This window comes from Modicisalibacter xianhensis (assembly GCF_900113605.1).
GTDB classification, from domain to species: Bacteria; Pseudomonadota; Gammaproteobacteria; order Pseudomonadales; family Halomonadaceae; genus Modicisalibacter; species Modicisalibacter xianhensis.
Genome location: NZ_FOPY01000012.1, coordinates 98,065 through 111,463 on the forward strand (window position 1 = coordinate 98,065; position 13,399 = coordinate 111,463).

Sequence of the window (13,399 nt, forward strand, 5' to 3'; positions counted from 1 at the left end):
CCCTGAAAGTGCATTCAGCATATACCTAGACGGGGGGCTGCACCCTATTAGACATTGGTAGAAGCATTTTCCACTTAAATTTCAAAAACTTAAGCAGCCATCTCAGGATTGTTCAATAGCCTTATAGACCAAGGTCTGGCGACATTGTCGACAAAAATAGGCCTGACCGGCGCGTGCACGAGCGTGACGCCTGGCACTGAAGTAATGGCTGCGACAGGCGCATTCGTAACGGTGGGGGGCAGGGCTGGCCGAGCGAGTGTCGAAGCGATGAGTCACGCGCGGCTCGAGGCCATAGAGACGCGTCATGACGCTGCGCCACTCGTGGCCATGCGGCTGGATCCGCTCGCCATCCTCGAGGTGATGCACCAGCCAATGGGCCATCTCGTGAGGGATCACGTCGACGAAGAAGGCCTGGCGATTCTCGCTGAGCAAGACCGGATTGAAACGCAGCCCACCGCGGCCGAAATGCGCCTGTCCGGCACATTTGCCACGAATGTCCAGCCACACCCGGGGTCGAGGCAGTTCGGGATACACCTCGCAAGCCAGTTTCCAGGCAGCATCGACACGCTCGTAGGCACGAGCATGCAGCGCCGACCTGTCGAGGGCAGCGAGTTCATCGGGATCGGGAGTCGGAAGCACAGGGGATTGCATTGCAATGCTAGAATGCCGCTGAATGCCGAGCGCGTCCAGCGCCAGACTCATTTTTTGGTGGAAACGACCATGCAAGAGACACCACGCCCTACTCCCCTGCTCGACGACGACGAACTGGACCGCCTCGACGACTTTCTGGATTCCGATCAGGTCGACGCCGATGCCCTGGATCTGATCGGGGCCCACGGCTTTCTGGTCGCGCTGGCCATCGCTCCCCGCGACGTTCCGGCCGCGACCTGGGTCGGCGAGCTGTTCCACGGCGAGCCCGAGTTTGCCGATGACAGCGAGCGCGACGAGATCCTCGGTCTGCTCGAGCGCCTGCGGCGCAACGCCGTCGATGCACTGGAGCAAGGCCAGCTACCGGAGTTGCCTTTCGAGCTGGAACTCGGCGGTATCGCCGCCGAGGAAACCCCGATCGGGGATTGGTGCGCCGGCTTCATGGAGGGCGTGTTCCTCGACGAGACGGCCTGGTTCGAAGGCGACGAGGAAAGCGCAGCCACCTTGTTGTTGCCGTTCATGGCTCTGTCGGGGCTGTTCGAGGACGAGCCGGACATGGCCGAACTCAGCCGCGATGCCACCCAGGCCGAGCGGCTCGTACAGCAATTGCCCGAGTTGACCCTCGATTTGTATCTGCATTACCGGGTGCCGCCGGAGAGCCCCAAGCCGACGCCGCGCAAGAAGAAGCCCGCCGGACGCAGCGGCAAGCAGCGCCGATAAGCCTTGTCTGTTGGCTACGACCAGCACGCCTGGTGCCGGAACGAGCACGACAAGACATTAGCGCAACCGCGTGACCCACGAATCGAGCGTCCCGAACACCCATTCGCGCAGCCGGTACCAGCGCGGGCGTAGCGCCCATTGGGCAGGCAGTATCTCGCGGCTCAGGGCGAAGTTGCGCTCGAACAGGAGCGCCGTCTCGTCGGCGAAGTCGGCGTTCAGCACTTCCTGGTTGGCCTCGAGGTTCCACTGCAGGCTCCAGTGATCGAAATTGCACGAACCGACACTGACCCAGCTATCGACGAGTGAAATCTTGGCGTGAATGAACCCCGGCTGATACTCGTAGATACGTACGCCGGCGCGCAATAGCCGGCCGTAGAAACGTTGCCCGGCATACCTGACTCCGGGATGATCATGAGCATCGCCGGGTAACAGCAGCCTGACGTCGACGCCGCGCCGGGCCGCCCGGGCCAGGCGACGACGTAATGTCAGGGTGGGCACGAAATACGGCGTACATACCCAGAGGCGCTGCCGGGCGGTGATCACGCGCTGGTGCAGTGAGTGACGGATGGCCTGGTAGCGGTATCCCTGCCCCCACATCACGCGACCAAGCATGTTGCGTTTCTCGCTCGTCTCGCCCCTTGCCTCCGTCAGCCGTTCGACCAGTGCCGGATCGCCATCGCCCCGGGTCGTCGGAGAGACCCACAACCGAGCAAAAAGCGCAAGCCAGTCCGCCACGACAGGCCCCTCGATACGTACCCCGACATCGAACCAGGCCTCGATGAATTCATCCACCGCACCAAAGCCACCGGTAAATGCTACCTGGCCATCGACGATCAGCAACTTGCGATGATCGCGCATCAAGACGTTGCCCAGGTGACGCCAGACCAGGGGATTGAAAAAGCGCAGGGCCACGCCGGATTCGCGTAGCCTGTCACGATCCTTGCCATCGAGCCCCATGGCACCGAAACCATCGAGCAGAACCAGCACGGTGACGCCTCGCTGCACCGCCTCGGCCAGTCGATCGATGAGTCGTGTCGCCAAGCGCCCCGACTCCATCAGATACAATTCGAGAACGATGAACGAGTGGGCCTCGGCGATGGCGCGCTCCATGACCGGCAGGTAACGCCGCCCTTCGGCCAGCAGCGTGAAATGGTTTCCATCCCGCCAGGTGCCGCTCCTGCGCCGACCCGATTTCCTTGCGTACTCCCTCAACGCCTCGACGCTCCAGTTCGTAGGACAAATCGCTATAATGCCGCAATATTCTCTTGCCGGCATAGGATTGGCCTTGCTGACTTTCTTGCTCCAACCGTTGCGTTCGCCATTCCGCAAGCTACTCGCGCGTTGGGTCGACCTGCGCCTGGTCGAGCCCGATCCCCAGACGCTGGGCCTGCATCCCGACATCACGACCCTCTATGTCCTGCCCCATGCCGCTCTTTCCGACAGCCTGTTGCTGGAGGCATTTTGCGCACGACACAACCTGCCACCGCCTGACGCGCGACTGCACCTGGCCAGCCAGCCGCTGAAAGCCTGCGTGCCGTTGCCAAGACCAGGCCGGCGCCTGTGGGGCAGGCTGCCGCCGGCGCCCGCGCCTTTCGCGGGATTGATCGATGACCTCGAGCAGTTTCCTGGACAGGACGTGCAACTGGTCCCGGTGAGCGTGTTCTGGGGCCGGGCACCGGGCAAGACCTTTGGTTTCTGGAAGCTGCTGGCCGCCGACGACTGGCGGCTTACCGGACGCATGCGGCGGTTACTGTCGGTATTGGTCAATGGCAAGGATGTCGAGTTTCACCTGGGCGCCCCGCTGTCGCTGCGCGAACTTTACGATGGACGCTCCCCCGAACTGACCAGCCGCAAGGTGTCGCGCCTGATGCGCGTGCACTTCCGCCGAGTACGTACACGCGTTCTAGGGCCCGACCTGTCGCACCGCAACACACTGATCGAAGGCGTCGTGGCCAGCCCCGAGATCCAGCGGACCATCGAGGAGTGCGCCGCCGCCCTGGGCCAGTCACCACAACGCATGCGCCGCCGCGCGCGACGCTACGGTCGAGAGATCGCTTCCAACATGAGCTATCCGGTGCTGCGCTTTCTGGCCCAGTTGCTGCACCGCCTGTGGAACCAGCTCTATGCCGGTGTTCAGGTCAACGGGCTGGAGCGTGCCAAGGCGCTGGCCGGCGACCATACGCTGGTCTACGTGCCCTGCCACCGTAGCCACATCGACTACCTGCTGCTCTCCTACGTCCTGTACCGCGAGGGCCTGATGCCCCCGCATATCGCTGCCGGCCGCAACCTCGACATGCCGGTGGTCGGGCCGCTGCTGCGACGCGGTGGTGCCTTTTTCATGCGTCGCAGCTTCAAGGACAACCGCCTCTACTCGGCCGTGTTCAACGAATACCTGCATCGCCTGCTGTCGCGTGGCCATCCCGTGGAATACTTCGTCGAGGGCGGCCGATCGCGCACCGGGCGCATGCTGACGCCGCGCCCCGGCATGCTGGCCATGACTCTGCGCTCCTACCTGCGAGGCACCCACCGCGAGCTTGCCTTCGTCCCGGTCTACATCGGTTACGAAAAGGTCCTCGAAAGCAGCAGCTATCTCAGGGAATTGCAGGGCGGCGCCAAGAAGAAGGAGTCACCGTTCGACCTGATACGGGTGCTGGGACAACTGCGCCAGCCCTTCGGCCAGGTCACGGTCAATGTCGGCGAGCCGCTGCGCCTGGGCGAATTTCTCGACGGCTGCATCCCCCACTGGCGTCAGGCGGAGCATGGCACACGCCCGCCATGGATGACCCGTGCCGTACCGGAGCTGGGCAGGGAACTCAGCCGACGCATCAATGCCGCCGCCGCGCTCAATGCCGTCAACCTCACGGCACTGGTACTGCTCGCCACTCCGCATCGCGCCGTCGAGGCTAGCCTGCTCAAGACACAAATGGCGATGCTGGTCGAACTGCAACGTCTGCACCCTGGCGGCGCCCAACTCAGCCTGCCTGAGGGGACACCGGATGAGTGGCTCAACGAGACGCATACGCTGGGCTTCATCGAGCGGCGCGACCAGGCCCTGGGTGAATTGATCCTGGCCAATAGTGAGCAGGCCACGCTGCTCACCTGGTATCGTAACAACGTGCTGCAACTGTTCGCCCTGCCGGCCTTGGTCGCCTTCGCCTTTCGCAACAACGTGCGTTTCGATCGCGATACGCTCCACGACCTGCTGGCCCCAGCCTGGCCGCTGATCGATCACGAGCTGAGCGTCTCGTTACCCGGCGAATTCCGCCAGGCGCTGGACAATACGCTCGATAACCTAGTGCATCTAGGGCTGCTGCGTCATGACAACGGCACCTGGCGGCGGCCACCCAGTCACGACGCGGACAGCGAACGTCTCAGCCTGCTGGGACGCCTGATCCAGCCATCGCTGGAACGTGGTTATTTGCTGCTCGCTGCCCTGCTGCGCTACCCCAGCGGCAGCCTGACCCGGGAGGCGCTCGAGGAACACAGCCGTCAACTGGCCGAGCGGCTGACCCTACTGTCGGGACTCAACGCACCCGAGTTCTTCGACCGGCGGCTATTCAGCGGGCTACTCGACACCCTAGAGAAAGAGGGCTGGCTATGGCGCGAGGCGCAGCATCTGTGTTTCGACAAGGCACTGGAAGCCGCCCAGTTGCGAGGGCGCGTGCTGTTCGACCCGGTGTTGCGTCACCGCCTGCGCCAGATCGCGCTTCAGTGAAGCCGCGCGATCACTTCAGGGCGCGGTGCACGTAGAGGTCGTAGCGGCTGGTCTTGCCCTCGATCATGTGGCCGGGCCGGGGGCCATCGATAGGCGGCGCCTTGCGGGGGCGCTTGACCACGACACGGTGGGTGGCCACGTCAAGCGCAGCCTCGAGCAGGCGTGGCGCGTCATCGTCGTCACCAGCCAGTTCGCGAAACAGGCGCATGTCTTTCTTGACCAGTGCCGACTTGTCGCGATGGGGGAACATCGGATCGAGATGGATCACCTGCGGTGCGATTCCGCTACGGGCGACGACCGTATCCAGTTCGCGCCCGGCATCGGCATGCATGGCCTGCATGCGCGCCGCGATCTCTCCCGCCTCGTCATCACGCCGGGCACGCCACAGACCATCCTCGAGCAACGCGAAGATGGCCGGCACCCGCTCCAGCAACAGCACCTCGGCACCCAACGTCGCCAGCACGAAGGCATCGCGTCCCAGGCCCGCCGTGGCATCGACGATGCTCGGCGTCACGCCGCCCTTGCCCAGTCCGCACGCCTTGGCTACCAGCTGACCACGCCCGCCGCCGAAGCGACGGCGATGAGCGGCTTTGCCGCCGACGAAGTCGACCTGCAGGGGATTGCCGTAGTGCACTGAATCGCCGGCGATGGCCAGCCCTTCGGGGGTCTCGAGCAGCGCCAGGCCATGCTCGGGCCGGATCGGTGCCCAGGCAATGCCCAGGCGCGCCGCCAAGGACTGCAGTTCATCCCCTACGGCAACGATACCCGAAGAGGCATCGGCCTGGGTCAGGCTACCCATAGCCACAACAGCACGCCCCCCAGCAGCAGGCGGTAGGCCACGAACGGCCACATGCCGATGCGATCCAGTGCCGCCAGGAACAGCTTGATGCACACCAGCGCTGCCACGAAGGAAAGACCGGCACCGATCAGCACATCATGAACCGCGGCGTCCGAGCCCGACTCGGCCAGCTCCAGCCCTTTCAATGCGCCGGCGGCGATGATCAGGGGTATCGACAGCAGGAAGGAAAAACGCGCCGAGCTGAGGCGATCGAAACCCAGCAGCAATGCTGCGGTAATTGTGATCCCCGAGCGAGACGTGCCAGGTATCAGGGCGATGGCCTGGAACAGGCCGATGATCAGCGCTGCCTTGAGGGTCATCGTCGCCAGGTCGCGGCTGCGGCTGCCCCGGGCATCGGCCCACCACAGCAGCAGCCCGAAGACGATGGTGGTGATCGCAATGACCAGTGACGAGCGCAGCGAGGATTCGATGAGATCGTTGAACAGCCCACCGAAGATGACTGCCGGCAAGGTGGCGAGCAGCACCATCCAGCCCAGCCAGCTCGACTCGGTCTGTCGCGAGGCCAACGACCCCGTACCGGCGAACTGTCCAAACCAGCCGGACAGGATGGCCACGATGTCGCGTCGAAACACCAGCATCACGGCGGCCAGCGTACCTACATGCACGGCCACATCGAAAGCCAGCCCCTGATCGGGCCAGCCCAGCACCTGCGAGGGCAGGATCAGATGCGCTGATGATGAGATCGGCAGGAATTCGGTCAGTCCCTGAATCAGGGCCAGCACCACCAGTTGCAACCAGTCCATTGATGTTTCCTGTGTCCGTAGGAGAGAGAACGGCTCGACGACGCCGAGCCATGTTGCCGATCGCGAACGTTGAGGCCTAGCGCTTCTGCCAGGCCACCTGATCACGTAGATAGACGGGAATGACCTCGTGGGCCGCCTGGCCCTCGCCGGCGTCGAACGCCTTGGCAGCGAGCCGCACCATGTCGGCGGCATCCGGCTGCATGTCGGGCAGGCGCTGGCTCAAGGCTGCCTGCACCAGGGTCGGCATGGCCTCCCATAGCGTCCAGCCCGAGCCGACACCGCACCAGTCGGCATCCTGACGATCCGACGGGACGCGCAATCGGTCGGGAGGCATGACCGCCTCGTCGAGTACCCGATTCAAGCTGCCATCCTGACAGTGATAGGCCGCCACATAGATCTCGTTCATGCGTGCGTCCAAGGCGGGAATCACGTAGCGCAGGTGGTACCGGCGGTGTGCTGCCAGCGCCAGCGCCTCGAGGGTCGAGACGCCAAGCAACGGCCGGTCGAGCCCGAAAGCCAGACCTTGGGCTACCCCGGCGGCAATCCGCAGGCCAGTGAACGACCCCGGACCACGCCCGTAGGCCAAGGCGTCCAGATCGTCAGGCTGCAACCCCGCCTCGGCCAGGACCTCATCGATCATCGGCATCAGACGGCGGGTGTGCTCGCGGGGTGTGAGGGCGAAGCGGGAAGTCACCTCGCCCTTGTGCCAGACAGCACAGGAACAGGCACTCGAGGAGGCATCCAGGGCCAGCAGCGTCGACATCGGCGGTTCACGGGGTCATGAAATGGAGTGCGCATTATACGGCCGCGGCCTGCCCCGCAAAACCCGCTCCCCAACGACAATGGCCCGGACTCGGTCCGGGCCATGGCGCGTACGGGTAACGCGGCGTCTGTCAGCCTTCCAGCGCCTTGATGACCTGAGCGCGGATGTCGTCGACGCTACCGATGCCTTCGATGCGGTGATAGACCGGTGCAGCCGTCGGGTCCTGCTCGGCCCACTGCCGGTAGTAGTTGACCAGGGGCTCAGTCTGTTCGTGGTAGACCGACAGGCGGTTGCGGACCGTCGATTCACGATCGTCGTCGCGCTGGATCAGCGCCTCGCCGGTCATATCGTCCTTGCCGTTTTCCTTGGGCGGGTTGTAATCGACATGATATACGCGACCGGAACTCGGGTGGACTCGACGTCCCGCCAGGCGATGGACGATCTCCTCGTCATCGACGGCAATCTCGACCACATGGTCGAGCTTGACGCCGGATTCCTTGAGCGCGTCGGCCTGGGGAATGGTGCGCGGGAACCCGTCGAACAGGAAACCATTGACGCAATCCGGCTGGCTGATGCGCTCCTTGACCAGGGCGATGATGATGTCATCCGACACCAGGCCGCCGCTGGCCATGATCTCCTTGACCTTGAGACCCAGTTCGCTGCCCTCCTTGACCGCGGCGCGTAGCATGTCCCCGGTGGAAATCTGAGGGATATTAAAACGCTCGCAGATGAACTGGGCCTGGGTACCCTTGCCGGCACCGGGGGCCCCCAACAGAATCAAACGCATCAGTGCTGCTCCTTGGAGTATCGAATCAATCGCTTGTTATCGAAATTGGCTGTTGGCCGGCATTACCGGCCAATGATGAAAACGAGGCGTCTGACAATACCGACGGCACGGTTGCCAGACAAGCACACTTAAGTCATGGGTGTCATGATGACGCATGTCGATTACTTTAGCGACCGCACGGCGCCGTGCCACTAGCACTTTGGTTGCGCCTGGAACGAGGTTCCGTCACGCCATGAAAAAGGCGGCCCGCAGGCCGCCTTGTCTGGCAGAGTCACGAATTACAGCAGCAGTCGCCGAATATCGCTCAGTGCCTGCGCCAGGAACGCTGTGAAGCGTGCCGCATCGGCGCCATTCACAGCACGGTGATCGTAGGACAGGCTCAGCGGCATCATCAGTCGTGGCGCGAAGTCCTTGCCATCCCACACCGGTTTCATCTGCGCCTTGGAGACGCCGAGAATGGCCACCTCGGGGGCATTGACGATGGGTGTGAAGGCAGTCCCGCCGATCGACCCCAGGCTGGAGATGGTAAAGCAGCCGCCCTGCATCTCCTCGCGCTTGAGTTTCTTGGCCTGGGCACGCTTGGCCAGATCCACCGACTCGCGAGCCAACTCGTACAGCGACTTCTTGTCGACATCGCGGATCACCGGCACCATCAGGCCATCCGGCGTATCCACGGCCACACCGATGTGCACGTACTTCTTCCACACCAGCTTGTCGCCATCCGGGTGCAGACTGACGTTGAACTGCGGATACTTGCGCAGCGCAAACGCGCACGCCTTGATCAGGAACGGCAGCGGCGTGAGCTTGGCACCCTCGGCTTCGGCCTCGGCCTTCATCGACTTGCGGAAAGCCTCCAGCTCGGTGATGTCGGCCTCGTCGAACTGGGTGACGTGCGGCACGTTCAGCCAGCTGCGATGCAGGTTGGTGGCCCCAGCCTTGAGCAACCGACCCATCGGCTGCTCCTCGACCTCGCCGAACTGGCTGAAGTCGATGGCCGGGATCGGCGGAATGCCGCCACCTACCGTGGCGCTCGCGCCTGCGGCTGCCGGGGCTTCCTTGCGCTGCTTGAGCACTTGCTTGACGTAGGCGTGCACGTCTTCTTTCAGTACACGGCCTTTCGGTCCACTGGGCGTTACTTCGGAAAGCTCGACACCCAATTCGCGTGCCAGCATGCGCACCGCCGGGCCGGCATGCGCCAGTTTACCCTTGCGCGGCTGCTGGCTTGCCATCTGCGCCTCGGGGCTGGGCTTGGCCGTGGCTTCGACGTCGGCGACCTGCTGCGACTTGCCAGCGGGCTTGCGCTCTTCAGTAGACTCACGCTTGGGCGCCTCGGCCTGCTTGGGCTTGGTCTTCTTGGCCCCGGCAACTTCCACGTAGCCGATCAGGTCGCCTTCGGAGACGGTATCGCCTTCCTTGACGGCGAGTTCGACGAGCTTGCCCTTGTAGGGGCTGGGCACGTCCATCGACGCCTTGTCGGACTCCAGCGTGATCAGCGGGTCTTCCTCGTTGATCTCGTCGCCTTCGGCCACCGCCATCTCGATGATCGGCACATTCTCGCTGCCGCCGAGATCGGGAACACGGATCTCCTTGCGCTGGCTCTCTCCCTGTGCCCCGGGGCCTTCGGCTTCCTCGACCTCGCCCTCCTGGGGCTCGTCGGCTTCAGCCGTTTCGCTAACGGCTTCGTCGCTGCTGGCCGCTTCCTCGGGTTCGCCTTCGTCGTCCCCGCCTTCACCGGCGATCTCCATGGTGCCGATCAGATCACCCTCGGAGACGGCGTCGCCCTCCTTCACGGCGAGTGAAACGAGCTTGCCGCTGTGCGGGCTGGGCACGTCCATGGACGCCTTGTCGGATTCCAGCGTGATCAGGGCATCCTCGGCGTTGACCTCGTCACCTTCGGCGACCGCCACTTCGATGATCTCGACATTTTCGCTGCCGCCGATATCGGGAACCTTGATCTCCACCGTGCGCTTGCCGCCGCCGGACTTCTTGGCCGGCTTGGGCTGGGCCTGCTTGTCAGAGTCCTGCTTGGCGGGCTTTTCCTCGGCCTGGTCCTCCTCGGCCGGGGCGCTCTCCTGCTGAGCCTCCTCCTGTTCGGCCTCGTCATCGCCGCCGCCCTCGGCCTCGAGCTCGAGGATGTCGTCGCCTTCAGAGACGGTGTCGCCTTCCTTGACCAGCACCTTGACTACCTTGCCGCCCTTGGGCGCAGGCACGTCCATGCTGGCCTTGTCGGATTCCAGCGTGATCATGGTGTCTTCCGGCGCAATGACATCGCCTTCGGACACCGCGATCTCGATGATTTCGACATCGGTGCTGCCGCCGATGTCGGGAACTTTGATGATTTCGCTACTCAAGGTCGCGCTCCTTCCAAATCGTGCACGGGACGGACAGGCCACGTTCTAAGCGTAGCCTGCCTGCCACCTGATCAGCTGACCAGCGGGTTGGGCTTGTTCGGATCGATGCCGTACTTCTTGAGGGCATCCGCAACGACCTTGCGGTCAATCTCGCCACGCTCGGCCAGCGCCTTGAGCGCCGCCACGGTGACGAAGTAGCGGTCGACTTCGAAGAAGTGACGCAGCTTTTCACGCGTATCCGAACGCCCGTACCCATCGGTGCCGAGCACGTGATAGTCGGTAGGCACCCAGGCGCGAACCTGGTCGGCGTAGAGCTTCATGTAGTCGGTCGAGGCGATGGCCGGCCCCTTGCGACCTTCCAGGCACTGGGTGACGTGCGGCTTGGCAGCCTCGTCGTCCGGGTGTAGGAAAGCCTGGCGGTCGATCTCGAGCGCCTCGCGACGCAGCTCATTGAAGCTGGTCACGCTCCAGATATCAGCGCCGACCTCGTATTCCTCCTTGAGGATCTCGGCGGCCGCCTCGACCTCGCGCAGGATGGTACCCGAGCCCATCAACTGGACGTGTGCCTTGCTGCCCTCGGTCTCGCGCAGCAGGTACATGCCCTTGATGATGTCTTCGGTCGACCCTTCCGGCATCTCCGGATGCGGGTAGTTCTCGTTCATCAGGGTCAGGTAGTAGAAGCAGTTTTCCTTATCCTGATACATCCGCTTCAGGCCGTCCTGCACGATGACCGCGACCTCGTGCCCGTAGGTCGGATCGTAGCTGCGGCAGTTAGGAATGGTAGACGCCTGGATGAGGCTGTGCCCGTCCTGGTGCTGCAGTCCTTCACCGTTCAGCGTGGTGCGGCCGGCAGTACCGCCAAGCATGAAACCGCGCGCCTGCATGTCACCCGCCAACCACGCCAGGTCACCGATGCGCTGGAAGCCGAACATCGAGTAGTAGATGTAGAACGGCAGCAGCGGCATGTGGTGGTTGGAGTAGGACGTCGCCGCGGCGATCCACGCCGACATGGCGCCCGCTTCGGTGATGCCCTCTTCGAGGATCTGGCCGGCCTTGTCCTCGCGGTAATACATGATCTGGCCGGCATCCATCGGCTCATACTTCTGGCCTTCGGAGGTATAGATGCCGAGCTGGCGGAACATGCCTTCCATGCCGAAGGTACGCGCCTCGTCGGGCACGATAGGCACGACCTGCTTGCCCAGCCCCTTGTGCTTGACCAGGCCGTTTAGGATACGCACGAAGGCCATGGTGGTGGAGACTTCGCGATCACCGGAGCCCTTGGTCTGGCTGGCGAACATCTTGTCGTCGAGGCCAGGAATCTCGAGTGCCTCAAAATCGCTCTTGCGTGCCGGCAGGTAACCGCCAAGCTGCTCGCGGCGCAGGTGCATGTACTTCATTTCCGGGCTGTCCTCGGCCGGCTTGAAGTACGGAATGTTGCCGCTGTCGATCTGCTCGTCGGTGACCGGAATGCCGAAGCGGTCGCGGAATTTCTTCAGTGCCTCGGTATCCATCGACTTGATCTGGTGCGCTTCCATGTCGGCTTCGCCGGAACCGCCGCCCATGCCGTAACCCTTGACGGTGTGCGCCAGGATCACGGTGGGCCGACCATTGGAGCTGTTCACCGCCTCGTGATAGGCCGCATAGACCTTGTAGGGATCGTGGCCGCCACGGTTGAGCTTCCAGATGTCGTCGTCGGACAGGTCCTCGACCATCTTCGCGGTTTCGGGGTACTTGCCGAAGAAATGCTCGCGGGTATAGGCACCGCCATTGGCCTTGTAGTTCTGGTATTCGCCGTCGACCGCCTCATCCATGCGCTTTTGCAGGATGCCCTTGGTGTCCTTCTCGAACAGCGGATCCCAGAAACGGCCCCAGACCACCTTGAGAACGTTCCAGCCGGCGCCCCGGAACACGCCTTCCAGTTCGTCGATGATCCGCGAGTTGCCGCGCACCGGTCCATCCAGGCGCTGCAGGTTGCAGTTGACCACGAAGATCAGGTTGTCGAGCTTCTCGCGGCTGGCCAGGTGCAGCGCGCCGAGAGATTCCGGCTCGTCGCACTCGCCGTCGCCGAGGAACGCCCAGACCTTGCGGTCATGCATCGGCTGCAGGCCACGCGAATCCAGGTACTTCATGACGTGCGCCTGGTAGATCGCGGTGATCGGTCCCAGGCCCATGGACACGGTGGGGAACTGCCAGTAATCCGGCATCAGCCACGGGTGCGGATAGGAGGACAGGCCGTTGCCGTCGACTTCCTGACGGAAGTTGTCCATCTGCTCTTCGGTCAGGCGCCCCTCGAGGAACGAGCGGGCATAGATGCCCGGGGACACGTGGCCCTGAATGTAGAGCAGGTCGCCCTTGAACTCACCGTTGGGAGCGCGGAAGAAGTGGTTGAAACCCACCTCGTAAAGTGTCGCGCTCGACATGTAGCTGGCAAGGTGGCCGCCCAGCCCCTTGTGCTTCTTGTTGGCGCGAATGACCTGCGCCGCCATGTTCCAACGGATCAGTGAACGAATGCGCCGTTCCATGAACAGATCGCCGGGCATGCGCGCTTCGCGGTGCACTGGGATCGTGTTGCGATGGGGGGTCGTCACCGAGAAGGGTACCTGCATGCCATCGCGGCGGAAGCGATCTGCCAGACGGCTCATCAGGTACTGGGCGCGCTCTTCGCCCTCACGATCCAGGACCGATTCCAGGGATTCTATCCATTCCGTGGTTTCGATCGGATCGAGATCTTCTCTTGCCTCCAGACTCATAGACGTCTCTCCGAGTGAAGATATTGTGTCAGTCTGCCCTCCCACAACAGGCGAGGGGCGTAT

The 13,399-nt window shown here is 63.4% G+C and carries 10 protein-coding genes; 2 read left to right on the forward strand and 8 right to left on the reverse strand.

The features are described from left to right. Positions 1 to 102 precede the first annotated feature (102 nt). Entirely contained in the window at positions 103 to 651 is a 549-nt protein-coding gene (locus BM194_RS14750) for a SprT family zinc-dependent metalloprotease (protein ID WP_092848356.1), read from the reverse strand. Between the two features lie 69 nt (positions 652 to 720). On the opposite strand from BM194_RS14750, the gene BM194_RS14755 reads away from it, so the two are divergent. Further along, positions 721 to 1,368 (forward strand): YecA/YgfB family protein, encoded by a 648-nt coding sequence (locus BM194_RS14755; protein ID WP_218155402.1) that lies wholly within the window; start codon positions 721 to 723, stop codon positions 1,366 to 1,368. A gap of 57 nt (positions 1,369 to 1,425) precedes the next feature. On the opposite strand, the gene BM194_RS14760 is transcribed toward BM194_RS14755, so the two are convergent. After that, positions 1,426 to 2,580, reverse strand: a complete 1,155-nt coding sequence (locus BM194_RS14760) for a phospholipase D-like domain-containing protein (protein WP_092848227.1) — start codon at positions 2,578 to 2,580, stop codon at positions 1,426 to 1,428. A gap of 73 nt (positions 2,581 to 2,653) precedes the next feature. Between BM194_RS14760 and plsB the strand changes: the two genes are divergently transcribed. Beyond that, positions 2,654 to 5,083, forward strand: coding sequence for a glycerol-3-phosphate 1-O-acyltransferase PlsB (gene plsB / locus BM194_RS14765; protein ID WP_092848230.1), 2,430 nt, complete (start codon positions 2,654 to 2,656; stop codon positions 5,081 to 5,083). A 10-nt stretch (positions 5,084 to 5,093) separates the two neighbouring features. Here the strand turns inward: plsB and BM194_RS14770 are convergent, their stop codons facing one another. The 6 genes from BM194_RS14770 to aceE form a co-directional block, all read right to left on the reverse strand. Further along, a complete protein-coding gene (locus tag BM194_RS14770; RefSeq protein WP_092848232.1) occupies positions 5,094 to 5,882 on the reverse strand; it encodes a class I SAM-dependent methyltransferase in 789 nt (262 codons plus the stop codon). Further along, a complete protein-coding gene (locus tag BM194_RS14775) occupies positions 5,870 to 6,685 on the reverse strand; it encodes an undecaprenyl-diphosphate phosphatase (protein ID WP_092848234.1) in 816 nt (271 codons plus the stop codon). Before BM194_RS14775 ends, BM194_RS14770 begins: the two co-directional genes overlap by 13 nt. 76 nt (positions 6,686 to 6,761) lie before the next feature. Next, positions 6,762 to 7,448, reverse strand: coding sequence for a tRNA (adenosine(37)-N6)-threonylcarbamoyltransferase complex dimerization subunit type 1 TsaB (tsaB, locus tag BM194_RS14780; RefSeq protein ID WP_092848236.1), 687 nt, complete (start codon positions 7,446 to 7,448; stop codon positions 6,762 to 6,764). Between the two features lie 130 nt (positions 7,449 to 7,578). Beyond that, the gene (adk, locus tag BM194_RS14785; RefSeq protein ID WP_092848239.1) at positions 7,579 to 8,235 is read right to left on the reverse strand and encodes an adenylate kinase; all 657 of its coding nucleotides are present in this window, start codon (positions 8,233 to 8,235) and stop codon (positions 7,579 to 7,581) included. Between the two features lie 278 nt (positions 8,236 to 8,513). Further along, positions 8,514 to 10,586 carry a dihydrolipoyllysine-residue acetyltransferase gene (gene aceF, locus BM194_RS14790; RefSeq protein WP_092848242.1) on the reverse strand — a complete coding sequence of 691 codons (2,073 nt, stop codon included), beginning with the start codon at positions 10,584 to 10,586 and terminating at the stop codon, positions 8,514 to 8,516. 71 nt (positions 10,587 to 10,657) lie between these two features. Further along, positions 10,658 to 13,336, reverse strand: coding sequence for a pyruvate dehydrogenase (acetyl-transferring), homodimeric type (aceE, locus tag BM194_RS14795; protein ID WP_092848245.1), 2,679 nt, complete (start codon positions 13,334 to 13,336; stop codon positions 10,658 to 10,660). Positions 13,337 to 13,399: the final 63 nt, after the last annotated feature.